The sequence below is a fragment of the Micromonospora sp. BS32 genome, assembly GCF_059089345.1.
Window position 1 is genome coordinate 255,462 of sequence record NZ_JBSSHR010000007.1, and the last position, 23,368, is coordinate 278,829.

At 74.8% G+C, this 23,368-nt stretch carries 27 protein-coding genes; 16 read left to right on the forward strand and 11 right to left on the reverse strand.

The annotated features are described in order from the left end of the window. Nucleotides 1-232: 232 nt before the first annotated feature. The 3 genes from nagA to AC5RWQ_RS14125 are packed head-to-tail and all read right to left on the reverse strand — an operon-like array spanning nt 233 to nt 3,200. Nucleotides 233-1,342: an N-acetylglucosamine-6-phosphate deacetylase gene (nagA, locus tag AC5RWQ_RS14115; RefSeq protein WP_494283170.1), complete on the reverse strand. Its 1,110-nt coding sequence runs from the start codon at nt 1,340-1,342 to the stop codon at nt 233-235. Continuing rightward, nucleotides 1,342-2,274, reverse strand: coding sequence for an ROK family protein (locus AC5RWQ_RS14120; protein ID WP_494283171.1), 933 nt, complete (start codon nt 2,272-2,274; stop codon nt 1,342-1,344). Before AC5RWQ_RS14120 ends, nagA begins: the two co-directional genes overlap by 1 nt. Then, nucleotides 2,271-3,200 (reverse strand): SIS domain-containing protein, encoded by a 930-nt coding sequence (locus AC5RWQ_RS14125; protein ID WP_494283172.1) that lies wholly within the window; start codon nt 3,198-3,200, stop codon nt 2,271-2,273. Before AC5RWQ_RS14125 ends, AC5RWQ_RS14120 begins: the two co-directional genes overlap by 4 nt. Before the next feature lie 202 nt (nt 3,201-3,402). Here AC5RWQ_RS14125 and AC5RWQ_RS14130 point away from each other — a divergent pair, with 202 nt between their 5' ends. From AC5RWQ_RS14130 to AC5RWQ_RS14145, 4 genes are all read left to right on the forward strand, one after another. Next, a complete protein-coding gene (locus tag AC5RWQ_RS14130) occupies nt 3,403-4,188 on the forward strand; it encodes a DeoR/GlpR family DNA-binding transcription regulator (RefSeq protein WP_494283173.1) in 786 nt (261 codons plus the stop codon). A gap of 120 nt (nt 4,189-4,308) precedes the next feature. Continuing rightward, on the forward strand, nt 4,309-5,319 hold the full coding sequence (locus tag AC5RWQ_RS14135; RefSeq protein WP_494283174.1) for an ATP-binding cassette domain-containing protein: 1,011 nt from the start codon (nt 4,309-4,311) through the stop codon (nt 5,317-5,319). Then, complete coding sequence (locus tag AC5RWQ_RS14140; protein ID WP_494283175.1) at nt 5,316-6,329, forward strand: ABC transporter permease subunit; 1,014 nt, start codon at nt 5,316-5,318, stop codon at nt 6,327-6,329. The genes AC5RWQ_RS14135 and AC5RWQ_RS14140 overlap by 4 nt, the downstream gene beginning before the upstream one ends. 174 nt (nt 6,330-6,503) lie before the next feature. After that, nucleotides 6,504-6,971, forward strand: coding sequence for a DUF3263 domain-containing protein (locus AC5RWQ_RS14145; RefSeq protein ID WP_494283176.1), 468 nt, complete (start codon nt 6,504-6,506; stop codon nt 6,969-6,971). Here the strand turns inward: AC5RWQ_RS14145 and AC5RWQ_RS14150 are convergent, their stop codons facing one another. After that, nucleotides 6,972-7,184, reverse strand: coding sequence for a hypothetical protein (locus tag AC5RWQ_RS14150; protein ID WP_334483829.1), 213 nt, complete (start codon nt 7,182-7,184; stop codon nt 6,972-6,974). Between the two features lie 259 nt (nt 7,185-7,443). On the opposite strand from AC5RWQ_RS14150, the gene AC5RWQ_RS14155 reads away from it, so the two are divergent. The 12 genes from AC5RWQ_RS14155 to AC5RWQ_RS14210 all read left to right on the forward strand — a co-directional run bounded on the left by AC5RWQ_RS14155 (nt 7,444) and on the right by AC5RWQ_RS14210 (nt 14,667). Beyond that, the gene (locus AC5RWQ_RS14155; protein ID WP_494283177.1) at nt 7,444-8,295 is read left to right on the forward strand and encodes a hypothetical protein; all 852 of its coding nucleotides are present in this window, start codon (nt 7,444-7,446) and stop codon (nt 8,293-8,295) included. A 148-nt stretch (nt 8,296-8,443) separates the two neighbouring features. Then, nucleotides 8,444-8,953 (forward strand): GNAT family N-acetyltransferase, encoded by a 510-nt coding sequence (locus AC5RWQ_RS14160; RefSeq protein WP_494283178.1) that lies wholly within the window; start codon nt 8,444-8,446, stop codon nt 8,951-8,953. A 297-nt stretch (nt 8,954-9,250) separates the two neighbouring features. Next, nucleotides 9,251-9,673, forward strand: a complete 423-nt coding sequence (locus tag AC5RWQ_RS14165) for a hypothetical protein (RefSeq protein ID WP_494283179.1) — start codon at nt 9,251-9,253, stop codon at nt 9,671-9,673. 2 nt (nt 9,674-9,675) lie between these two features. Further along, nucleotides 9,676-10,896, forward strand: a complete 1,221-nt coding sequence (locus AC5RWQ_RS14170; RefSeq protein ID WP_494283180.1) for an SRPBCC family protein — start codon at nt 9,676-9,678, stop codon at nt 10,894-10,896. Next, nucleotides 10,893-11,351: a gas vesicle protein GvpJ gene (gvpJ, locus tag AC5RWQ_RS14175; protein WP_494283181.1), complete on the forward strand. Its 459-nt coding sequence runs from the start codon at nt 10,893-10,895 to the stop codon at nt 11,349-11,351. Before AC5RWQ_RS14170 ends, gvpJ (AC5RWQ_RS14175) begins: the two co-directional genes overlap by 4 nt. 1 nt (nt 11,352) lies before the next feature. Next, entirely contained in the window at nt 11,353-12,108 is a 756-nt protein-coding gene (locus AC5RWQ_RS14180; RefSeq protein WP_494283182.1) for a GvpL/GvpF family gas vesicle protein, read from the forward strand. Between the two features lie 3 nt (nt 12,109-12,111). Further along, nucleotides 12,112-12,510 (forward strand): gas vesicle protein GvpG, encoded by a 399-nt coding sequence (locus AC5RWQ_RS14185; RefSeq protein ID WP_494283183.1) that lies wholly within the window; start codon nt 12,112-12,114, stop codon nt 12,508-12,510. Continuing rightward, a complete protein-coding gene (locus AC5RWQ_RS14190; protein WP_494283184.1) occupies nt 12,495-12,845 on the forward strand; it encodes a gas vesicle protein GvpO in 351 nt (116 codons plus the stop codon). Before AC5RWQ_RS14185 ends, AC5RWQ_RS14190 begins: the two co-directional genes overlap by 16 nt. A 1-nt stretch (nt 12,846) precedes the next feature. After that, nucleotides 12,847-13,206 carry a gas vesicle protein GvpJ gene (gene gvpJ / locus AC5RWQ_RS14195; protein ID WP_494283185.1) on the forward strand — a complete coding sequence of 120 codons (360 nt, stop codon included), beginning with the start codon at nt 12,847-12,849 and terminating at the stop codon, nt 13,204-13,206. Further along, nucleotides 13,203-14,021, forward strand: a complete 819-nt coding sequence (locus AC5RWQ_RS14200; protein WP_494283186.1) for a GvpL/GvpF family gas vesicle protein — start codon at nt 13,203-13,205, stop codon at nt 14,019-14,021. Before gvpJ (AC5RWQ_RS14195) ends, AC5RWQ_RS14200 begins: the two co-directional genes overlap by 4 nt. Further along, entirely contained in the window at nt 14,015-14,290 is a 276-nt protein-coding gene (locus tag AC5RWQ_RS14205; protein ID WP_494283187.1) for a gas vesicle protein, read from the forward strand. Before AC5RWQ_RS14200 ends, AC5RWQ_RS14205 begins: the two co-directional genes overlap by 7 nt. Beyond that, entirely contained in the window at nt 14,287-14,667 is a 381-nt protein-coding gene (locus tag AC5RWQ_RS14210) for a gas vesicle protein K (RefSeq protein ID WP_494283188.1), read from the forward strand. Before AC5RWQ_RS14205 ends, AC5RWQ_RS14210 begins: the two co-directional genes overlap by 4 nt. Nucleotides 14,668-14,848: 181 nt before the next feature. Here the strand turns inward: AC5RWQ_RS14210 and AC5RWQ_RS14215 are convergent, their stop codons facing one another. The 7 genes from AC5RWQ_RS14215 to AC5RWQ_RS14245 are packed head-to-tail and all read right to left on the reverse strand — an operon-like array spanning nt 14,849 to nt 23,333. Then, nucleotides 14,849-17,086, reverse strand: coding sequence for an AAA family ATPase (locus tag AC5RWQ_RS14215; protein ID WP_494283189.1), 2,238 nt, complete (start codon nt 17,084-17,086; stop codon nt 14,849-14,851). A 52-nt stretch (nt 17,087-17,138) separates the two neighbouring features. Further along, on the reverse strand, nt 17,139-17,618 hold the full coding sequence (locus AC5RWQ_RS14220; RefSeq protein WP_494283190.1) for a hypothetical protein: 480 nt from the start codon (nt 17,616-17,618) through the stop codon (nt 17,139-17,141). Between the two features lie 48 nt (nt 17,619-17,666). After that, nucleotides 17,667-18,422 carry a GTP-binding protein gene (locus tag AC5RWQ_RS14225; RefSeq protein WP_494283191.1) on the reverse strand — a complete coding sequence of 252 codons (756 nt, stop codon included), beginning with the start codon at nt 18,420-18,422 and terminating at the stop codon, nt 17,667-17,669. Further along, nucleotides 18,400-18,888, reverse strand: coding sequence for a DUF742 domain-containing protein (locus AC5RWQ_RS14230; RefSeq protein WP_494283192.1), 489 nt, complete (start codon nt 18,886-18,888; stop codon nt 18,400-18,402). The genes AC5RWQ_RS14225 and AC5RWQ_RS14230 overlap by 23 nt, the downstream gene beginning before the upstream one ends. Next, on the reverse strand, nt 18,885-19,355 hold the full coding sequence (locus tag AC5RWQ_RS14235; protein ID WP_334483787.1) for a roadblock/LC7 domain-containing protein: 471 nt from the start codon (nt 19,353-19,355) through the stop codon (nt 18,885-18,887). The genes AC5RWQ_RS14230 and AC5RWQ_RS14235 overlap by 4 nt, the downstream gene beginning before the upstream one ends. Next, nucleotides 19,352-22,150, reverse strand: a complete 2,799-nt coding sequence (locus tag AC5RWQ_RS14240) for a sensor histidine kinase (RefSeq protein WP_494283193.1) — start codon at nt 22,148-22,150, stop codon at nt 19,352-19,354. The genes AC5RWQ_RS14235 and AC5RWQ_RS14240 overlap by 4 nt, the downstream gene beginning before the upstream one ends. Continuing rightward, nucleotides 22,137-23,333 (reverse strand): hypothetical protein, encoded by a 1,197-nt coding sequence (locus tag AC5RWQ_RS14245; RefSeq protein ID WP_494283194.1) that lies wholly within the window; start codon nt 23,331-23,333, stop codon nt 22,137-22,139. Before AC5RWQ_RS14245 ends, AC5RWQ_RS14240 begins: the two co-directional genes overlap by 14 nt. Nucleotides 23,334-23,368 lie beyond the last annotated feature (35 nt).

The window sequence follows — 23,368 nt, forward strand, 5'->3', positions numbered from 1 at the left end:
CGTCATCAAGTTCGTAGCGGCCCCGGGAGCCCCGGCCGCCACCTGACGCCCGGGCCGCCCCGCGCCCTCGACGTCCCCGAGCGGCCCCGCCGCCCCGGCTGCCCCCGGCGCCCAGATGAGCGGGCAGCAGCCGCCCCGCGGCCAGCTCGTCGAGGACCGGATCCGCCCGCCCCAGGCCACGCCCGGCCGGTGAGGCCCCCGGCGCGGCCGTCAGCGGCAGCCGGGCCGAGGGTTACTCCTGCCAGGCGCCGGCGCGCATCACCCGGACCACGTTCAGATCGTCGTCCAGCACGACCAGGTCGGCGCGGAGGCCCACCTGGAGGGCACCCGTCTTGTCGCCGAGGCCGATCGCCCGGGCCGGGGTGGTCGAGACCATGCGTACCGCGTCGGCCATCGGGATGCCGGCGGCCACCGCGTGCCGCAGCGCGGCGTCCATGGTCAGCGTGCTGCCGGCGATCGCGCCGTCGGAGGCCAGCCGGGCCTCCCCGTCGGTGACGGTGACCGCCTGGCCGCCCAGCTCGTACGACCCGTCGGGCATGCCAGCGGCGGCCATCGCGTCGGTGATCAGCGCGGCCCGCTCCGGGCCGGCGACCGAGGTGGCAAAGGTGAGCATCCCGTCGTGCAGGTGCACCCCGTCGGCGACCAGCTCGCAGACCACGTTCGGCGCGTCCAGCAGCGCCACCACCGGGCCGGGCTCGCGGTGGTGCACCGGGCGCATGCCGTTGAACAGGTGGGTGGCGACGCTCGCGCCGGCCGCCACCGCGGCCCGGGTCTCGTCGTAGGTGGCGTCGGTGTGGCCGACCGCGGCGACCACGCCGTGCGAGGTGAGCAGCTTGATCGCCGCCAGCGCGCCGTCCCGTTCCGGGGCCAGGGTGACCATCCGGACCGCGCCCGCGCCCCGCTCGATCAGCTCGGCCAGCTCGTCGGTGGACGGGTCGCGGAGGAACTCGGGGTTCTGCGCGCCGCAGCGGGCCGCCGACAGGTACGGCCCCTCGAAGTGGACGCCGGCCAGCACGCCCTCGCGGACCAGCGGGGCGAACGCCTCGGTCGCCGCCCGCATCAGCTCGAACGGGGAGCTGACCAGGCTGGCCAGCAGGGTGGTGGTGCCGTGTCGCAGGTGGAACGCGGCCGCCTCGCGGGCGGAGCCGGCGTCGCCGGTGGTGAAGGTCTGCCCGCCGCCGCCGTGGGTGTGCATGTCCACGAACCCGGGCACGATCCAGTGCCCGTCGCGCACCGACGGGTACTCGGCCACGGCCCTGATCCGGTCGCCGTCGATCTCCACGCACCCCTGGCGGACCACGCCGGTCGGGGTCACCACCTTGCCGTTCACCCGCAGGGCCATCACTTCTCCAGACTGTCGAGGGCGAGCAGGGCGGCGCCGAGGCAGCCTGCCTCGTCGCCCAGGGCCGCCGCGACCAGGCGCGGTTCCCGGTGGAACGTCATCCGCTCGTGCAGGGCGGCGCGCAGCGGGTCGAGCAGTTGGCCGCCGGCCCGGGCCAGGCCGCCACCGACCACGATGGTCTCCACGTCGAAGAGCGCCTGGCCGGTGGCCAACCCGTCGGCCAGCGCCTCGACGGCATCCCGCCAGACCCGCAGCGCCAGTTCCTCGCCGCCCGCCGCCCGCCTGGCCACATCGGCCGCCGTCACGGGCGCGGCGAGCTGGGCGTAGCGGCGGGCGATCGCGGAGGCCGAGGCCACCGCCTCCAGGCAGCCGGGGCGGCCGCAGCCGCAGCGCGGGCCGTCGGGGCGTACCAGGATGTGGCCGATCTCCCCGGCGGCGCCGTGCGCGCCGGTGGCGGCGGACCCGCCGACCACGTGCGCGCCCGCGATGCCGGTGCCGATCGCGACGAAGAGGACGTGCCCGGTGTCCCGGCCCGCACCGAGCCGGGCCTCGGCGAGACCACCCGCGCGGACGTCGTGGCCGAGCGCCGTCGGCAGGCCGAGCCGCGCCTGCGCCAGAGTGCGCAGCGGTACGTCCCGGAAGCCGACGTTCGCCGACCAGAGCGCCACCCCGGCGGCCTCGTCGATCACCCCGGGCACGGCGATGCCACAGGCGACCGGGGTGAGCCCGTCGGCGCGGGCCTTGCCGGCCAGCCCCTCGGCGACGTCGAGGATCGTGCCGACCACCGCGTCCGGGCCGCGGTCGGCGTCGGTGGGGTGCCGCTCGGCGTGCACGACGCGGCCGTCCGGGCTGACCAGGGCGCACTTCATCCCGGTGCCACCGACGTCCAGCGCCACCACCACCCGGCGGTCGGTGGCGGAGCCGTCGATCATGCGAGGACCACGGACCGGGTCAGGTGTCGGGGGGCGTCCGGGTCGAGGCCGCGGCTGGTGGCGAGCGCCACCGCGAAGCGCTGGGCCAGGATCAGGTCGGCCATCGGGTCGACCGGGGTGCGCCCCGCCGCCCAACTGCCCAGCACGGCCCGGCGGCCGTGGTGCCGGCTGTGCACGAAGGCGGCCCCGGTGGCCGCCACGTCCTCCGGCAGGCCCTCGGGGAGCGCGCCGAAAGCCCAGACCAGCCGGCCCGGGGCGGCGACCGAGATGGGGCCGTGCCGGTAGTCCATCGCCGGGTACGCCTCGGCCCAGAAGGTGGCCGCCTCGCGGCACTTCAGCGCCGCCTCCTGGGCCAGCCCGACGGTCCAGCCGCGGCCGAGGAAGGTGGCCTGCTCGATCCGGGCCGGGTCGATCGGCAGCGGTGCCCGGACGGCCACCTCCGCGTCGGCGGCGAGCGCCTCCACGTTGTCGCCTAGGTGGGCGCGGAGCAGCGCCAGCGAGGTGGTGGCGAAGCGGGTCTGCACCACCGACCGCTCGTCGGCGAAGGGCATCGTGACCGCCGCGTCGGCCAGCGTGGCGGCCGGCGCGGCCGGGTCGCCGACCAGCACCGTGGTGGTGGTCCGGCCGCGCAGCGCGGCGAGCAGGTCGAGCACCTCGGTGGTGGTGCCGGAGCGGGTGATCGCGATCAGCCGGTCGTAGCGGCGGCCGAGGGGGAACTCGCTGGCCTGGAAGGCGTCGGTCTCGCCCTGGCCGAGCTGCTCGCGCAGCCCCGCGTACGCCATCGCCATGAACCACGACGTGCCGCAGCCGACGACGGCGACGCGCTCGCCGGGGCGGGGCAGATCGGCGGTGACGGCCCGGGCCAGTACCGCCGCCTCCCGCCAACAGTCGGGCTGGCTAGCGATCTCGGCGTCGACGTACGCCATCAGGACTCCTCGCACAGGCAGCGGTGCGCATTACGGCTCATTACGACCGTCTTTCGCGCGTTATTCTGCGCGAACGCGGGTGGCCCTGGCAACCAGCTCCCGGTTCGCGCAGACACAAGTTTTGCGCCCTCGTAGTTTCGCGCACTACTGTGCACGCAATCAATCACCGTTCGTGCAGAGTCAGTCAACGGAGGCCCCCGCGGTGGACCGGTACGCCAGATGGAACGCTCTGCTCGAGATGCTGACCGACAGTGGCCGGGTCAGCGTCGAGGAGGCGGCCGGGCGGCTGGACGTCTCCCAGGCCACCATCCGCCGTGACTTCGACCAGCTCGCCCAGCAGCAGATGATCACCCGGACCCGGGGCGGCGCGGTCGCCAACGGTGTCTCGTACGACCTGCCGTTGCGCTACAAGACCGCGAAGCACTCCGCCGAGAAGCAGCGGATCGGCGCGGCCGCCGCCGCCCTGGTCACGCCGGGCACGGTGGTCGGCCTCAACGGCGGCACCACCAGCACCGAGGTGGCCCGCGCGCTCGCCGTCCGGCCCGACCTCAACACCAGTGCCGAGGGCGCCCAGCTCACCGTGGTCACCAACGCCCTGAACATCGCCAACGAGCTGCTGGTCCGCTCGCGGATGAAGGTGGTGGTGGCCGGCGGCGTGGTCCGACCGAAGTCCTTCGAGCTGGTCGGCCCGCTGGGCGGGGCGCTGCTGCGCGAGGTCACCCTGGACGTCGCCCTGCTCGGCGTGGACGCGGTCGATCCGCAACTCGGCGCCGCCGCCCACCACGAGGGCGAGGCGGCGATGAACAACCTCATGGTGGCCCGGGCCAAGCGGGTGGTGATCATCGCGGACTCGTCCAAGTTGGGCGGGCACGCCTTCGCCCGGATCTGCCCGGTGGACCGGGTGGAGACCCTGGTGACCGACTCCGGCGCGGCGCCCGAGGTGGTCGAGGCCTTCCGGGACGCCGGGGTTCACGTCATCTGCGCCTGAGTGAATCGTTCCTCTATCGACGGTAGCGATCGGCGCGCCGGTGCATACCAGGTATTGCCTCTCGGGGCATACCGAGTATGGTGACCGCTGTCATAAGCCAACCATCGGGGGAGGCGCAGCTTGTCGGCTGTCCTGGAGATCGAAGGTCTACGTAAGACGTACAAGAGCCGTCGGCGGGGGACCCGCAACGCGCTGGACGGCTTCGACATGCGGGTCGAGGCCGGCCAGGTGCACGGCTTCCTCGGGCCCAACGGCTCCGGCAAGACCACCACGTTGCGGACCCTGCTCGGCCTGATCCGCCCCGACGGCGGCCGGATGGCGCTGCTCGGGCAGGAGGTGCCGGCGGCACTGCCCACCGTGGCCGGTCAGGTCGGCGCGATCGTGGAGAGCCCGCAGTTCTTCCCGCACTTCTCCGCGCGGGACACGCTCTCCCTGCTCGCCGGGGCGGGGGAGGTGCCGGCCACCCGGATCGACGAGGTGCTGGAGCTGGTCGGTCTGCGCGACCGGGCCGGCGAGCGGGTCAAGACGTACTCGCTCGGCATGAAGCAGCGGCTCGCCGTCGCGTCGGCCCTGCTCAAGAATCCGCAGCTGCTCATCCTCGACGAGCCGGCCAATGGCCTGGACCCAGGCGGTATCCGGGAGATGCGCACCCTGATGCGCACCCTCGCCGAGTCCGGCATGACCGTGGTGCTCTCCAGCCACATCCTCGGCGAGGTCCAGCTGATCTGTGACTCCGTCACCATCATCTCGCTGGGGCGTCGGGTCGCCTTCGGCCCGGTCGACCAGGTGCTCGCGGCGTACTCGCACGGCACGGTCCGGGTCCGGCTGGAGGCGGCCGAGGACCTGGCCGCCGCCGCCGAGCTGCTCGACCGGGCCGGCGTGCCGGCCACCCGGCACGCCGACCACCTGATGCTCACCGGCGTCGACAAGCCCGCCTCGGTCAGCCGGCTCCTCGCCGAGCAGCACCTGTACGTCAGCGAACTCGCCCCGGTCGCGGTCGACCTGGAGAGCGTCTTCCTGGAACTGACCGCCACCGCGCCGGTCCCCGGGCAGCACCGCCAGGTCGACCAGTCCACCCGCGTCGGCGGAACCGAGCAGGCCGGCGCGGCCGGGGGAGGTTGGGGAGCATGAGTCTCTACCGCACGGAGCTGCGCCGGCTCATCAAGCGGCGCTTCACCCGCTGGATGACCCTGGCGGGCCTGCTGGTCCTGATCGCGGTGCTGGCCGGCGTCTTCCTCACCAATCAGAAGGTCGGCCCCGCCGACCAGGTCCGGGCCGAGCGCCAGGCCGAGCAGCAGTACCGGGAGACGGTGCGGGCGGTCGAGCGGGACAAGGTGGCCTGCCAGGAGGCGAAGGCGGACGGCAAGGCGAACGACCGCTTCCCGCCCGACTGCGAGATGATCACCCCGCCGCCCCGAGAGGCCTTCGACGCGCAGTGGTTCCTGCCGTCCAGCTTCGACTTCCGCAGGGGTTTCGAGGAGACGATCACCGCGTTCACCGCGATCCTCGCCCTGGTCGGGTTCGTGGTCGGCGCCTCCTTCGTCGGAGCGGAGTGGAGCACCGGCGGGATGATGAACCTGCTGCTCTGGCGGCCGCGGCGGCTCACCGTACTGCTGACCAAGCTGGCGGCCCTGCTCACCGGGCTGGTCACCCTGACCCTGGCCACCGCGGCCCTCTGGACCCTGGGGTTCTGGCTGATCGGCACCTTCCGCGGTACGACGGCGAAGATGACGGCCGGGGTGTGGCGGTCCTTCGCCCTCACCGGGCTGCGCGGCCTGGTGCTGGTGCTGGCGGTGGCGGCGATCGGCTTCGCGCTGGCCTCGCTCGGCCGGCACACCGCGATGGCGCTCGGTGGCGCGATCGGCGTCGCGGTGGTGGGGCAGTTCGGCCTCGGCATCCTGCTCTCCATGGCCGGCGTCCGGTTCATGGAGGCGTGGCTGCTGCCCACCTACGGGCTGGCCTGGATGCAGAAGAAGGTCACCCTGGAGGACTGGAACGCCTGCAACAACGCCTCGTTCGGCGAGTGCAAACCGGACACCCTCGACATCACCTGGCAGCAGTCCTCGGTGTTGCTCACCGTCGGGCTGGTCGTGGTGGTCGGGGCGGCCCTGGTGACGATGCGCCGGCGGGACATCTCCTGAATCCGGGGCCGTCCGGTTCGGACGGCCCCGGCGGGCGAGCGGGCCCGTGCCGACCCGGTGACCGGGGGCACGGGCCCGCTCGTCGCCCGCTGCGACCGTCGCCCCCGCTGGTTAGGCTTGGTGTCCCCCGAGCGGCCGGTCCGTGGCCGGTCGTCCGCCCTGCTGAGGAGCGCCATGCCCCCCGCCGACGCCGCCCCGGCCGACGCCGACCGGTCCGAGCCGTCGCCGGAGCGGTCGGTGACCGGCCGGGTCGACGTGGCCGGCGGCCGGGTCCCCCCGCCGCGCAGCGCCCCCGCCCTAGAGGACGCGCCGGACGTCGCGACCGGCGACCCGGAGCGGCCCGCGCCCGACGACTCCGCCGACGCCCCACCGGCGAGCCCCGCCGCCGTGCCGGCGGGCCCGGCCGGCGCCGACGCGCTGACCGAGCGCGAACAGCGGATCCTCGCCTTCGAGCAGCAGTGGTGGAAGCACGCCGGCGCCAAGGAGCAGGCCATCCGGGACACCTTCGGGCTCTCCGCCACCCGCTACTACCAGCTGCTCAACGCGCTGCTGGACCGGCCCGCCGCGCTGGCCGCCGAGCCACTGCTGGTCGGCCGGCTCCGCCGGCTGCGATCCTCCCGGGCCCGCAACCGGCGCCGCTGATCACTTCTCGTACGTGCGCAGCCCGTTGCCGATGGCGAAGAAGGTCGGCGCCCACTCCCCGATGAAGATCCCCCACCGGTCGGCCCGGGCAACGCCCGCCCGTTCCAGGTGCTTGGATAGGAACCAGCTGGTGAAGGAGAGTCCGATGCTGACGAACCCCGCCATGTACGCGTGCTCCGCCTTGAGTCCCGAGTCGTGCAACCGTGCCAACATGGCGATCCCCCTGTCGCGTCGAACGGCTCCCGCGATCTGACCGGCCCCTGGCGGCGCCGGCGGGTGACGGGAAGCCCACCGTCCCCGACGCTACCGTCGGTCACGAAGGCGTACCGGTGAGTTCGGGCGATCGTCCCGCCGGGCGGCATGGGGGCCGGCTGGCCGGGTAGCCGCCCGGCGGACGGATCGCACGGGGAAGGGAAGCAGACCGATGGTGGGACCGGAGGCACGGCACCCGGCGGGGCACACGGTGCGGACCGTGGGTGAGGCCTGGACGATGCAGGTCCGGTCCGCCTCGTCGCCCGCGCCCGGGCGGGCGGAGAACGAGGACTTGGTCTTCCGCTTCGGCCCGCTGGTCGGGGTGCTGGACGGGGCGACCGTCCCCGAGGGGTTCGACACCGGCTGCCTGCACGGGCCGGCCTGGTTCGTCCGGCACCTCGCCGCACGAATCGGCCTGGCGGTCGCCGCGCGACCCGCCGCGACGCTGGTCAGCAGCCTCGCGGCGGCGCTGCTCGGGGTCCGCGCCGACCACGCCGACACCTGCGACCTGGACCACCCCGGGACGCCCTCGGCCACCGTGTGCCTGCTGCGGGAGGGCGCCGAGGAGATCGACTACCTGGTGCTCTGTGACAGCCCGCTGGTGCTGGACGTGGGCGGCCGGATCCAGGTGGTCGCGGACGACCGGCTGGACGCCGCGATGGCGGACCTGCGGCGGATCGTGGCGGCCGTGCCGGCGGGGGAGGCCGACCCGGCCACCCGGTTCCGGCAGGCGGTGCGGCTGCAACGGGAGCGGATGAACCGCACCCACGGGTACTGGGTGGCCGCGGCCGACCCGGACGCGGCGTACCACGCGGTGACCGGCACCCTGCCGCTGCGCGGGCCGGACGCGGTGCGTCGGGCGGTGCTGCTCTCCGACGGCGCCTCCTGCGCCGTCGAGCAGTTCGGGCTCTTCGACTGGGCCGGCCTGCTCGGCCTGGTCACCGCGGAGGGGCCGGGGGCGCTGATCGACCGGGTGCGCACCGCCGAGCGCGAGCACCCGGACCGGCTGAGCCGGTACAAGCACGCCGACGACGCCTCCGTGGTGTGCTGCGAGTTCTCGCCGAGGGGCTGACCTCCATCGACCGGCGCGGCGTCGGCGTCGACAGCGGAGCGTGACGCGGAACACTCCGATGGGACGACCGGTCGAGACCTCCGACCGGACCGGCAGTCGACGCCCAAAGGGGTGGACGAGGGCCGGTGGGGCCGGCAGACTGCGGCACGTGGCGGGTGCGGTACGGCTGGAGCCGGTGGACGAACAGAACCTGGAACCGTTGCTCTCTGTAGCGGTTGCCGAGGCCGAACCGGGGGACGTGATGCCCCCGGTGGAGGCTCCGGCGGGCTGGTCGCAGGCCCGGCGCGACGCGTTCCGCGAGTTCCACCGGGCCAGCTTCGGCGGCCTGGACGGCCCCACCCGAATCCGGATGTACGCGATCCTGGCCGGCGGCGAGGTGGTCGGCATGGTCCGGATGAGCCGCTGCGACGAGCCCGGAGTCGCCGAGACCGGGATGTGGCTGGGCCGGTCGGCCCGGGGCCAGGGGCTCGGCCCGGCCGCGCTGCGGGAGTTGCTCAACGCCGCCGCGGCGGCCGGCATGCACACCGTCGTCGCGCACACCACGGCAGACAACGCGGGCGCTGTCTCGGTGCTGAAGAAGTGTGGCGCCAAATTGCTCGAAGAGGGCGGTAAGGTGCACGCGACAATCTGCCTGGACGCCACTCCACCGGCATTCTGAAGCATTTCTGCCAGATTCCTTGCGGTATGGCGTTCTTTCTGTCCTCCCTGCTCACTGCCGCCCCACTGTCCGATTGATCCCCTTCGTCGGTCGCTGCGTGCGGTTTCCGCCTTGCTGTGGTGAGGTCGCCCGGGAATGGCGCGGAAATGTTTTGCGCCACCGGCTTCGGGTACTGCCGGCCGGGTCCGCCAATACGGGACACCCGATCGCAGGCCCGCCGTGCGCTATTCCCCGGTAGCTGTTTTCCGGCCCTCGGTGGATCGGGTCGTCCCACCACCGGGGAGTGAAGGAGAACCGATGAAGAGCGGAACACGTATCGGCCTGGCGGTCGGTATCGGCTACATCCTCGGGCGGCGCCGAAAGCTGCGCACCGCCCTCACCCTCGCTGCCGCCGTCGCGGCGGGCCGGGCCAGCCGTGACCCGGGTCAGCTGCTCAAGCGCGGCGGCGACCTGTTGACCTCCACCCCGCAGCTGGCGAACCTGGGCAAGCTCGGCGCTCCGCTCGCCACCGCCGGCAAGTCCGCCGCCGCCGCGGCGGCCGGCAGCGGCATCGACGCGCTCAGCGGCAAGCTCCGCGGCCGGGCCGACACGCTGCGCCGGAAGTCCGGCCGCGACTCCTCGTCGGCGCCCGACGAGGAGCAGGAGCTGGCCGACCAGCCGGCCGCAGGCGACGACCCGGACCGTGGCGACCGGTCGGCCAAGGCCGGACGGGGGCGGTGACCATGGCCCCGAACCCCACCGGCGGCCTGGCCGACCGGGCCAAGGAGCAGCTCACCGCGGACCTGAAGGACCTCGCCTCCGCGATCGGCGAACGCGCCGTCGCGGTCGTCACCGAACGGCTCACCGGCGCCACCGGCCGACTCAGCGAGTACGCCAAGCAGGGAGGCGGCCCCGGCCTGATCGCCGCGGCCACCGGTGCGCAGAAGCTCGCCGAGGGTCACTCCCCGATGAAGGCCATGTTCCATGCCGGCCTGGCCGGCGGTAAGGAGAAGTTGATGTCGGCGTTCGGCGGTGGCGGCGGCAAGGGTGGCAAGGGCAAGAAGAAGCTCAAGGTCACCAACATCGTCGAGACGATCGAGGTCGGCGTGCCGGTCCGGGTCGCGTACAACCAGTGGACCCAGTTCGGCGACTTCCCGAGCTTCATGAAGAAGGTCGAGCAGGCCGACAACGAGTCCGAGGAGAAGATGACCTGGAAGGCGCAGGTCTTCTGGTCGCACCGGACCTGGGAGTCGACCATCGTCCGGCAGATCCCGGACAAGCTCATCCACTGGCGGTCCAAGGGCGAGAAGGGCGCGGTGGACGGCACCGTCAGCTTCCACGAGCTGACCCCGGACCTGACCCGGATCCTGGTCGTCCTGGAGTACCACCCGCAGGGCCTCTTCGAGCACACCGGCAACCTCTGGCGCGCCCAGGGCCGACGGGCGCGGCTGGAGCTGAAGCACTTCGTCCGCCACGTGATGACCTCCACCGTGCTCGACCCCGACTCGGTCGAGGGCTGGCGCGGCGAGATTGAGGACTCCCAGGTGGTCAAGGACCACGAGACGGCCCTGCGCGAGGAGCAGGAGGCCCGCGAGCAGCAGGAGCGGGGCGCGGAGCCGCAGGAGCCGGAGGAGCAGCCGGAGGAGGAGCGCCGGCCCGCCGAGCGCGGCCGCCGTCGCCCGCCCGAGCGCCGTCGTCCCCCGGAGGAAGAGGAGTACGAGGCCTACGACGAGGGCGAGGACTACGACGAGGGGTACGAAGAGGAGGAGCCCGAGGAGGAGCAGCCCCCGCCGCGTCGCCGCCCCCAGCCGGAGCGGGCCCGCCGGGCGCAGCCCCGTCCGGAGCGGGAGCAGCCGCGCGAGCCGCGCGAGCCACGGGAGGAGCGTCGTCCCGTCGCCCGCCGTGCCCCGGAAGCGCCCCGTCGGCCGGTGGTCCGGCGTCGGCGCGAGGAGGGCGACGGATGAGCATCGCGACGACGGGCGGCGCCCCGGGCGAGGGTGCTCTTGAGCGCGGCGGCGCCGCCTCCGGGCTCGCCGACGTGGTGGAGACCGTCCTCGACAAGGGCGTCGTGATCGACGCCCAGGTCACCATCGGCGTGATCGGCATTCCGCTGATCGAGATCAACGCCCGGGTGGTGGTGGCGAGCATCGAGACGTACCTGAAGTTCGCCGAGATGACCGACCGGCTGGACATCCAGCCGAAGGAGGGCGCCGGACTCTCCGGCCTGGTCGGCGACGTCACCGGCGCCGCGAAGCAGGTCACCTCCGGCCTCGGCGAGACCGTCGGCGAGGTCGGTGGTGCCGCACGGGAACTGGGCACGACCGCGGGTGAGCTGGGCCGTACCGCCACCAGTGGTGTCGATGAGGCGACCGAGGCGGTCCGCGACCGGCCCCGCCGCCGGCCGGACGGGAGGCGCTGACATGGCCGAGGAAATCGGGCTGTTCATCTACGGCATCGTGCCGTCCGACGTGGAGCCGACCCCCGAGGCGGAGGGGGTCGGCAACCCGCCCGGCGAGGTGACCGCCGTCCGGCACGGCAAGCTGGCCGCGCTGGTCAGCGAGGTCGGGCTGGAGGAGCCGCTGGGTCGCCCGGCGGACCTGACCGCGTACCAGGAGCTGCTGGACGGCACGGCGGCGGTGGCGCCGGTGCTGCCGGTCCGGTTCGGCACCGTGGTGACCGGACCGGACGCGGTGGCCGACCTGCTCGACGCCCACCACGACGAGTTCGCCCAGGCCCTCGACGAGTTCGAGGGCAAGCTCCAGTACATCCTGCACGGCCGCTACGACGAGCAGGCGCTGATCAGCGCCATCCTCGCCGACAACCCGGCCGCCGCCGACCTGGCCGGCCAGGTGCGCGGCCAGCCGGAGCAGGTCAGCCGGGAGCAGCGGATCCGGCTCGGCGAGATCATCAGCCAGGCGGTGGAGTTGCGCCGGGAGGCCGAGAACGGCCAGTTGCTCGACGCGCTGGCCGGCGTGTCGGTGGCGAACGTGGCCCGCCCGCCGAGCAGCGAGCTGGACTCCGTGCACGCCGCGTTCCTGGTCGACGCCGACCGGGAGGCGGAGTTCGTGGACGCCGCCGAGGAATTCGCCGAGCAGCGGCGGGACCTGATGCGGCTCCGGCTTCTCGGCCCGCTGGCCCCGTACGACTTCGTCGGCGCGCACCAACTGGCGGAGTGACCGGTGGAGATCCTGTGGAACCTGCTCACCCTGCCGTACGCGCCGGTACGCGGCCTGACCTCGCTGGTCAAGGTGATCGCCAGGGAGGCGGAGTCCCGCCAGCACAACCCGGTCAACATCCGGCGTGAGCTGGAGGAGCTGGACGAGGCGGCGGCGGCCGGGGAGATCACGACCGAGGAGCGCGACCGGGGGCAGGAACAGGTCCTCGAGCGCCTCTCGGGCGGTGGCGGCTCGGCCGCCGGGTCCGGTCGGCGGGCTTCCGCCGGCCGGCCCGCCGCGGCGGGCGCTGCTCAGGAGCGACGCCGCGCTGCTCGCCGGGGTGCCTCCGCGCCGCGCGCCGCCGACCGGCGGGGCGGCCGGGACCGGCGACGAGGAGAGGGGAACGGGTGGCCTCAGCACTGATTCGTGGCGACGGCGATCGGGCGCGCCGGCCGGAACCGGCCGGCCGCGACGACCGGTACGACGACGAGGACTACGAGCCGATCTCGACCGCCGAGGCGGCCCGGGAGGGGCAGCGCCAGATCGTCGCGCTGACCGGCAGGGACGCGCTGGGTGTGGTCTCGATCCAGCCGACCGACGACGGCTGGCTGATCGGGGTGGAGGTGGTGGAGGACCACCGGATCCCGGCCTCCACCGACCTGCTCGGCCTGTACGAGGTCGAACTCGACATGGCCGGCGGGCTGCTCGGCTACCGGCGGACCCGCCGCTACCAGCGGGGCAAGGGCGACGGGGGATGAGATGACCAGTCCGCGGCAACCGGCGGTGGTGCAGAACTCCGGCCAGGTGCTGCCGGCCGGAAACGAGCCGGCGAACCTCGGCGACATCCTCGAGCGGGTTCTCGACCGGGGGATCGTGATCGCGGGTGACATCCGGGTCAGCCTGCTCGACATCGAGCTGCTCACCTTGAAGCTGCGGCTGGTCATCGCCTCGGTGGACACCGCCCGGCAGATCGGCATCGACTGGTGGGAGCACGACCCGTGGCTCAGTTCGAAGGCCCACCCGCCGATCGAACCGGGCCCGCGTGACCCGGAGGAGGTCGAGGCGGAGCGCCGCCCCCGGGTGGCCCGCCGGGCGGCCGCACGGGAGGTGTGGGAATGAGTACGACAGCTGACCCGACGGTCGCGGTCGGCGCCTGGCTGCACGGCGTGGTGCGCGACGCGGACCCGGCCGCGCTGGCCGGGGTGTCCGGCATGGACGGCGGGCCGGTCCGGGTCGTCCGGGCCGCCGGCCTGGCCGCCGTGGTCAGCGCCGCCCCGCTGACCGAGTACGGCGAGGAGGCGCTGCGCCGCAACCTGGAGGATCTGGCCTGGCTGGAGCGGGCCGCGCGGGCGCACCACGCGGTGGTGGACGCGCTCAGCCGTGCCGGTGCGGTGGTGCCGGCCCGGCTGGCCACCGTCCACCTCGACGACGCCCGGGTCGCGGCGATGCTCGCCGAGCGGCGGGCCGAGCTGGCCGGCGTGCTGGACCGGCTCACCGGCCGCGGCGAGTGGGGCGTCAAGGGGTACGTGGTGCCGGGCGCGCTGCCCCGAACGGAGGAACCGGCCGGTGGGGGCGGGGCGGGTGCGGCGTACCTGCGGCGGCGCCGGGCCCAGCTGACCGCCCGGGACGAGGGGCAACGGATCGCCGGCGAGGCTGCCGCGACCGTGCACGCCGCCCTCGCCGGGTACGCCGCCGCCGCCCGCCGACACACGGCTCAGGACCGCCGGCTCTCCGGCGCGCCGACCGCGATGGTGCTCAACGGGGCGTACCTGGTGGACAACGCCGGGGTGGACGGCTTTGCCGGGCTGGTGCGGGAGCTGGCCGAGCGGCATCCGGAGATCCGGCTGGAGCTGACCGGCCCGTGGCCGCCGTACTCCTTCGTGGCGGACGGTCCGGCAGAGCCCGCGCACAGCGTCCGGGAGCCGGCATGGTGACCACCTCGCTCGCCCCCAGCAGCGCTGACGACCCGCTGGCCTACCGCCCCGTCGCCCTGGTCGACCTGCTCGACCGGGTGCTAGCCACCGGGGTGGTGATCAGCGGGGACATCACCCTGGCCATCGCCGACATCGACCTGGTGCGCATCTCGCTGCGCGCGCTGGTCGCCTCGGTCGGCGCCCTGGCCCCGCCCGAACTGCGCGGAACGGCGGTGGCGCCCGACGCGGCCCCGCCCGGCGCTGCGGTGCTGACGGGGGAGGCGGGATGACCGAACCCGAGCAGGCGCGCCCGGAGCGGCGGAACGAGGCGGCCGAGCTGGCCGCCGCGCTGGGCGACACGACGCCCTGGCAGGCGCCCCGGGTGAAGCCGCTGGACCGTCGGCTGGCCGTGGACAGCGACTCTGTTGAACGGGGGCTGGCCAGCCTGGTGCTCACCGTGATCGAGCTGCTGCGGCAGCTGATGGAGCGCCAGGCGCTGCGCCGGGTCGACCTCGGCGACCTCACCGAGGACCAGATCGAACGGGTCGGCGCGACGCTGATGGCGCTGGAGGAGCAGATGACCCACCTCCGCGAGTACTTCGGCCTCGCCCCCGAGGACCTCAACCTCGACCTGGGCCCGCTCGGCCCTCTCCTCCCCACCGACTGACCCGCGACCCACTGGCAGGGAGTTGAGCGGGTCCGGGGAACGGATGTCGCCTTGAGCGATATGACGCAGAGGCATATTCATGACTCTCCGTCATATCGCTCATCAGGAAGACGCCTCCCACGGCCCCGACACGCCGGGCCCGCCCGGGCCGCCGGGCACGCCCGGCTCCCGGCGCGCCCGGTCAGCTGGACTGCTTCTCCGCGTACGCGGCCAGCCAGGCGACCTGCGCCGGATCCAGGGACGGGCGGACCCGGCGGCGGGCGGTGGCCACATGAGCGGCGGTGACCGTGGAGGCGGTCAGCGACTCCCGCATCGCGGCCAGCGCCGACTCCCGGACCAGCGCGGCGCAGTCCGCGGCCGAGAAACCGGTCAGCTCCTCGCCGAGCGCGGCGAGGTCCACGTCCTCGGCCAGCGGCACGGTCCGGGACGCGGCGCGCAGGATCTCCGACCGGGCCGGGCCGTCCGGCGGTGGCACGTAGACCAGCCGTTCCAGCCGGCCCGGTCGCAGCAGCGCCGGGTCGACCAGGTCCGGCCGGTTCGTCGCCCCGACCACCACCACGTTGCGCAGCGCCTCCACCCCGTCCAGCTCGGTGAGCAGCGCCGCGACCACCCGGTCGGTCGTACCCCCGTCGGTGGCCTGACCCCGGACCGGCGCGAGCGCGTCCACCTCGTCGAGGAAGATCAGCGTGGGCGCGGCCTCCCGGGCCCGGCGGAACAGCTCCCGCACCGCGCGTTCGCTCTCCCCGACCCACTTGGAGAGCAGTTCCGCGCCCTTCACCGAGAGCACGTTCGCCTTTCCCGACCCGGCCAGCGCGGTCACCAGGTAGGTCTTGCCGCAGCCCGGCGGGCCGTAGAGCAGCACACCCCGGGGCGGCTGCACGCCGAGCCGGGCGAAGGTGTCCGGGTAGGTCAGCGGCCAGAGCACCGACTCGGTGAGGGTCTGCTTCACCTCGACCAGGCCGCCGACGTCGTCCAGGGTGACCGAGGCCAGCTCCAGCGTGGACGCGGCCATCGTCGTCGGTCGGACCACCTCGAGGGCCGCGGTGAAGTCCGCCATCGCCACCGTGGGCCGCTCCGCCGTCTTCTGCCGCAGCGCCGCGCGCACCCCGGCCTCCCGCACCAGCGCGGCCAGGTCCGCCGCGACGAACCCGGGGGTACGCCCGGCCACCTCGTCCAGCCGGACGTCCTCGGCCAGCGGCACCTGCCGGGTGAGCACGGTCAGCTGCTCCCGGCGCAGCGCCGGGTCGGGCAGCGGCACGGTGATCCGTACGGAGAGCAGGTCGGGCGCGCGCAGCGCCGGGTCGACCGCCTCCGGTCGCGAGGTGGTGCAGACCACCGCCGCCCCGGACCGGACGGTCTCCGCGACCACCTGGCGGAAGACGGTGGCCAGCGGACCGGGCCCGTCGGCCGGCGCCAGCGCCTCCACGTCGGTGACCAGCAGCACCGCCGGCCCGGCCGAGGTCACCTCGGCGGCGGCCGTGCGCAGCCGGCGGGCCGCCGCGTCGTTGGTCAGCGCGGCCAGCTCCGGCGCCCAGAGCGGGTGGACCGGGACCCGGACCGCGGCCGCGACCGCCCGGACCAGGGCCGACTTGCCGGAGCCGGCCGGCCCGCCGAGCAGTACGCCGAGCGAGACGGTGGTGCCCAGCCGGCCGAGCACCTCCCGGTGGTGGAAACCGAGGTCGAGCAGCTCGGTCAGCTCCTCGGCCTGCGCCCGCAGCCCGGGCAGCTCGTCCACGTGCGGCGGATCGTCGGGCGCGTCGCCGAGCGGGTCGGTGGCGCGGTCGGCCGCCGGGCCGCCGGACCCGTTCAACCGGCCCCGGACCGGGCCGGGGGAGCCGTGGGTGGCCGCGCCGTGCTCCCAGCCGACCACGGTGTCCATGGTGACCAGCACGCCGGCGTCCGGCTCGGCGTCGACGACGGTGAGCAGGGTGCTCGTCCAGGCGTACCCGACGGTGTCGGCGAGCCGGCGGCGGGCCGCCTCGACCAGGCCGCGTACCGAGGCGTCCGGCAGCACGTCCTGGGGCAGCAGGGAGACGTCGTCGCCGGTGGTGACGACCTTGCCGAGCAGGGCGAGCCGGAGCATCTCCGGCGAGACGGCGGCGACGACCGGCGCCGGCCCGCGCAGCGTGATCCGGCGGGCCGCGGTCACCGGCGTCGGGCTGACCGTCACCTGGCCACCGTCGCGCAGGCCGAGGTTGCCCAGGATCAGGTCGTCGGCGTAGAGCAGGGCGGGGCTGGCGCCCGGTTCGGCGGTGGCGACGATCCCGGCGGTCACCCGCCGGCCGGCCAACCGGACCGGGTCGCCCGGGCGCAGCGCGAGGGCGGTGAGCACCTCGGGGTGCAGCCGTACGATGCCCCGGCGGGCGTCCAGCGCGGCCGGCCGCAGGCTCGCGGTGAGGGTCAGGTCCGGTTCGGCCATCGCCCGACAGTAGCCGCCGCCGGCACCGCCCGCCGGGCCGTCCCGACCGGCGTCACCGGTCGTCGTCGAGCAGCGAGGGATCGCGCCGGATCATCTCCGCCAGCCGGGCCGCGGGGTCCCCGGTCGGCCCCTCCTGACCGGGGGACCAGGCGGGCACCGTCCGGTCCGAGAGCGGCCAGGCCGGCGGCGGCGTGCTCGGGTTGTCCGGGCCGACCGTCACGTCCGTGTCGGCCCAGTCCACCCGCAGCGGGTACGTCCGCCCCTCGTGTTCCACCCGGACCACGACGGCAAGGCCGGGGTGGTCCGCCACCACCCGGCGGACCGCCTCGGCGACCTCCGCCACCGGGTCCCGGTCATCGGCCGCCGGCCGGCCAGCCCCGAACCGCCCCCACCCGTCCGGCTCCACGCCCCGCGGTGGGTCGACGACGGGTACGTCCGCGCCGGTCTCCTCGCCCGGGTCCGTGGCGCGGCGGCGCAGGGCCTCCTCCCGGCGGGCCATCCGGGCCAGTGTCTCGTCCAGACCACCTCTCATCACGTCCCCCTTGTCTGATGATGAAAACGGGCCGTGCCGGCGAACGGTTCACACCCCCCGTTCGCGGGTGGCCCGGTCCAGCGCCCGGTCCAGGACGACCAGCAGGGCGTCCCGCACCGAGAGCCGGTCCCGGGCGTCGAACTGCACCAGCGGCACGTGGTCGCCGATCGCCAGCGCCCAACGGATCGCGCCGAGGTCGTGCGCCACCCGGCCGTCGAAGGCGTTCACCCCGACCACGAACGGCAGGCCGGCCCGCTCGAAGAAGTCGATCGCCGGGTAGCAGTCGTCCAGCCGGGCGCTGTCCACCACCACCAGCGCGCCGAGCGCGCCCCGGGCCAGGTCGTCCCACATGAAGCCGAACCGGGACTGGCCGGGCGTGCCGAACAGGTAGAGCTTCAGGCTGCGGTCGATCGTGACGCAGCCGAAGTCCATCGCCACCGTGGTGGTGGTCTTCGAGCTCCGTACGCCCGGGTCGTCCACGCCGATGGCCGCGCTGGTCATCTCGGCCTCGGTGGTCAGCGGCGCGATCTCGGAGATCGCCCCGACCGTGGTGGTCTTGCCGACGCCGAACCCGCCCGCGACGAGGATCTTCACCGGGATCGGCGGCGCGGGCCGGGTCTGCGGGACCGGCGCGGGCTGCCCCACCGGCGGCCGGTACGGCGGGGGCGCCGGCGCGTGGGTCGGCGGCACCGACGTCGGTGCGGGGGGCCCACCCACCGGCTGGCCGTAACGGGCGGAGGCGCTGTTCGCGGCGAGCCCCCCGAGCGGGGCGACCGGCCATTCAGGAGATCGCACGGAGTCCATCAATCAGTCGCAGGATGATGTCGGGGTCATGGGCGTCCTCGAAGGTGCCGACGTGCACGTCGAGGTGGCCGGCGGCACGGAGGTCACCCACCAGGACGCGGGTCACGCCGAAGTGCATCTGCATCCGGGCGGAGATCTCCGCGACCGAGATCGGTTCGCCGCAGAGCGCGACGATCGCCTGCAACTCCGGGGACAGCCGGGACGGCGGCCCGCCCGGCTGCAGGCCCGCGCCGGGCCGGGCGGTCACCTGGGTCTCCAACCCGATCGCCGGGTCCGCCCCCGCGACCCGCCCGGCGGTCAGCACGAACGGGCGCGGGCCGGTGGGGCGGCCGACCTCCGGGTCGGGGTCGACCGCCGGCGCCGGGGTGGTCGCCGGCGGGCCGTCACCGGACGGTGAGGGCGTACGCAGGTAGGGGCGGATCCGGATCTGCGGATCCGGATCCCCACCGGCGACCTCCGGGGTCATTGCTGAACGGCGTTCTTCAGCTCGGCGATCAGTCGCGGACTCAGCGCGCCACCGGCGCGGCCCGCGAAGAGAGTCATCTCGTACGCCACGGTGCCGAGGTTGGCCGACCGGTCGGCGACCACACCGAGCACCGAGCCGCTGCTGATCGCGCTGATCAGCAGGTATCCGTCGGCCATGTCGACGATCACCCGGTTCAGCCCGCCGAGGGCGTACCAGCTCGCCGCGCCGCCGGCCAGGCTGGTCATGCCGGAGACGACGGCGGCGAGGCGTTCCGCGTTGGACCGGTCCTTGATCGCCGACATGGCCATCAGCAGCCCGTCCGACGAGACGGCGATCGCCTCCAACACGCCGGCGGTGCTGGAGGTGAACGAGTCCAGCAGCCAGTTGAAGGTGCGCGCCTCCGGGCTGAGCTCCGGGCCGGCGTGCGACTGGTGGTCGACGTTGTCGTGCAGGAACGGGCTGGTCACCGTGATGATCCCTCTTCGTCGTGGCGGTGGTCGGTACGGACGTCGCGCAGGGCACGGGCCACGCCCGCCTCGAACTCGGTGATGAGGTCGCGGACCTCGGCCGGGTCGCCCGGGTGCTGGCTGGGGATGGCCGCGCGCTGCGGGGTGGCGATCAGGTTCGCCCCGGGCACCCGTCGGCTCAGCCGCGGGCGGTCCGGGGTGACGTCCAGCTCGACCGCCCGGCCATCGGGCCGGCTCTGCTCGGCCCGGCGTACGCCGGACTGGAACTGCTCGACCAGGGCCCGTGCGGCCTCCGGGTCGGCCGTGCTGGCGTCCACCGGCCCGGTCGGTGGCCCGGCCGGCGGCAGGCTGGCGCCGGGCACCCGCTGGCGGACGGTGGGCAGCGCGGCGGTGACCGGCGGCCAGGCCGGCGGACCGGCGGGACCGGCCGGGGCGGCAGGACCGGCCGGGGCGACCGGGCCGGCCGGGGCGGCGGGACCGGCCGACGCCGCCGGGACGGCGACCGGGGCCACCGGCGGTGGCGCCGGAACCGGTGCGGGCGGCGCTGCGGCGGCCGGCCCGGCCGCCTGGCCGGCGGGTTCGCCCGGATGGTCGGTGCGGCGGCGCCTCGGCAACCCGCCCTGGGTGGTCGTGCCGTCGGGCGGCGGCCCGGCGTCGCGGGTGGGCGGCTCGGTCGCCACGAAGGCGGCGGGTGCCGGCTCCGGGCCGGTACCCGCGCCGAACGCGTCCCAGGACTCGCCGGACTCCATCGTCCGGGTGGCCCGGTCCAGCAGCGCCGGGTCGAAGCCGAGGGCCGCGTCGTCCCGGTGCGCCCCGCCGGGCGGTGCGGCCGGCGCCGCGGTCAGGGCCCGGCCGGCTCGGACCGCGTCGAGCGCCCCCGCCGACCGGCGGTCCCGGGCCGGTACGGTCGCCCGGGCCACCGTCGCGCCGGCCCGGTCGGCCGGGCGCACCACCAGCAGCGCGTGCGGCACCTCCAGCCGGGCGGTCAACCCGCCCCCGGCCGTCGGCGCGAGGTCCACGCTCCAGCCGTGCCGGCGGGCCAGCCGGCCGACCACGAAGAGCCCGAGCACCTCCGTCGGAGCCAGGTCGAGCCGTTCCCGGCGGGTCAGTCGGGCGTTCTCCGCGGCCAGCCGTTCCTCGGTCATCCCGATGCCCCGGTCGACCACCGACAGCCGGGCGCCGGTGGCGGTCAGTTCGCCGGCCACCACCACCCGGGTGTGCGGCGGGGAGAACACGGTGGCGTTCTCCATCAGCTCGGCCAGCGCGAGCACCAGGTCGCCGACGGTGGAGGGCGCCGCCGAGACGCCGGGGGCGACCTGCACGTCCACCCGGGTGTAGTCCTCGATCTCACCGAGCGCCAGCCGGACCACGTCGGCCAGCGGCACCGGGGCGACGTGCCCGTCGGTGCCGGCCGAACCGGAGAGGACGACCAGGCTGCCCGCGTTGCGGCGCAGCCGGCTGGAGATGTGGTCGAGCCGGTACAGGTGTTCCAGCCGGCCCGGGTCGGCCTCCTGCCGTTCCAGCTGGTCGATCAGCGCGATCTGCCGGCCGACCAGGTTCTGGGTACGGCGGCCGACGTGGCCGAACATCTGCGCGACGTTGCGCCGGCCGGCTACCTGCCGCTCGACCAGCTTGGCGGCGGTGCTCTGCACCCGATCGAAGGCGCGGGCCAGGTCGCCGATCTCGTCGCGGGCCCGGACGTCGACCGGGTCGAGGCGGACCGGTGGGCCGGCCTCGGTCTCGTCGTCGGCGACCCGGACCAGTTCCGCCTCGGCGACCCGGGCGACCCGGTCGGCGGAGCGGGTGAGCCGGGTCAGCGGCCGGGCCACCGTACGGGCCACCGCGAAGCTGAGCAGCACCACCGTGAGCAGGATCAGCGTGGCGGCGCCGCCGACCAGCCAGGCGGCGGTCAGCGCGTCCCGCTGGTCGTCCTTCGTCTCGGCGGTCACGTCCGCGACGATCTTCTTCTCCACGAACTGGCCGAGCGTGATCATCGAGCGGACGGACGGGAAGAGCGCGTCGAGCGACACGTTCTCGATCGCCGCGACGGGGTCCTTCACGCTGTCGACGAGGAAGGTCGGGCTGGTCCGGGCGCCGACCGCGGCGTCGTCCAGCATGGCGAGCTGGTACTGCTCGGCGGTGATCAGGCTGCGGAACCGCAGGTTGTCCACCTGGAGCGCGGACATGCAGGCGATGTAGGCGGCCGAGACCTTCGGGTCCTTCGTCGCCTTGACCAGGACGATCAGGGTGGCGCAGGCGCCCAGCCCCTCGTCGGCCCGGAGCAGCCCGTCCAGGGCCAGCACCTGCCGCCCGGCGGAGGTGTTGGTGTCGACCTGGAAGTTCAGCCGCAGCGACTCGATCAGCGCGCTGTCGACCGGGCCGTAGACCTCCATGATCTGGGTGGGGGTGGCCGCGCCGGCCAGCACCAGCCCGCGCAGCTCGTCGAGCTTGCGTACCCCGTCGAGCGCGGCGGAGACCTGGGCCGGCAGCTCCTCGCCCAGTTCGGCGCGAAGGTCGGCGACCCGGTCGTCCACGGTCGCCGACCGCTGGATCAGCTCGCTGCGCTGCACCCGGCCGAGGAGCAGGCCGACCGAGAGGATGCGTTCCTGCTGGAGGTCCTGGACCAGGGTGCCGATCCGGCTGGCGAGCCGGACGGTGTCGGCGATCTCACCGGCCTCGCGGGCGGCGGCGATCCGGTCGAGCACCACCGGCACGGCCAGCCCCACCATGCTGAGCAGCGGAATGATCACCAGCAGGGCCAGCTTGCCCCGGATCCGGAGCCTACCGAGCAGCATCGAACGGCCCCCAGCGTTCGGTTCCGTCCTGGCCGGTGGCGACGGGCTGGAGCAGCCGCCGGTCCTCGGCTCCGATGGTGCGTCCGGCCGGCGGCTGCCAGGCGCTCGGCTGGGGCAGCGCGCCGGAGTTCTCCCGCCGGGCGCGCCGCTCCTCGGCGGCCCGCCGGTACGCCCGCCGGAAGGCGGCGATCAGCACCCCGGCCAGGACCAGCACCAGCAGCACCGCGGCGGCGGCGGCGCCGATCGCCCACCAGCGGTCCCGGTCGTACGAGTCGATCCGCTCCTTGAGCAGCACGTCGAGTTCGTTGAGGATGACCGGCTGGAGCTGCTTGGCGGCGGCCTGGGCGTTCAGCCGGGCGGCGGCGACCTGCCCGGGCTCGGTCTGCCCGGTGCGCCCGGTCGGCGCGGAGAGCGCGGCCAGCGCCTCGACGGAGCGCTGGTAGGTGTCCAGCGGGGTGAGCACGCTGGGGCCCAGGTCGGTGCTCTCCGTGCTGTCGACGGCGGACCGCAGGTCGGCGACGAGGTCGGTGGCCGAGCCGAGCGCGGACACCCGCAGCTCGGCGAGCTGACCCTGGGTGGCGGCCCGCTCGGTGGCGGGCCGGCGGGTGGCGAGGGAGGTGAGGTCGGCGAGCCTTCCGGCGGTCACCATCGCGGTGGGCAGGTCCCCGCCGATGCCGTCCTGGAGGAAGGAGGAGTCGGAGGCGGGGTCGCGGATCAGCCCGGAGCTCTCCCGTACCTTGCGGTGCAGGGCCAGCAGCAGGTCGGTGACCTCCCCGTACCCGGCGAACGCGGCCTCCGGGTCGGTGAGGGCACGGTCGGGCAGCGCCTCCAGCTTGGCGCGCAGCCCGGCCCACCGCTCGTGGCTGCGTAGCTCGCCGCCGATCCGGGCGTCCACCGCGGCGGCGGCCTGGACCGCCCGGTCCAGCCCCTCGCGCGAGCCGGGACGGCCGGCCACGGCGGCGGACTGGGCGTCCACCAGCGCCTCCGTCACCGGGCCGAGGGCGCGCAGGTACTCGACGCCGAGCCGTTCGCGGGCCGCCAGGTCCCGGTCCTCCCCGGTGAGCCGGTGGGTCTGCGCGAAGAGGAACGCCACCGGCGCGAGCAGCGCCGCGACGAGCAGCAGCGGCAGTACGCGGCCCGGTGCGGAGGGCCGCCGACGGACCCGCTGCGCGGGGACTGTCATGTCTGTCTCCTCCGGCGACGGCGGGGGATCTCGTC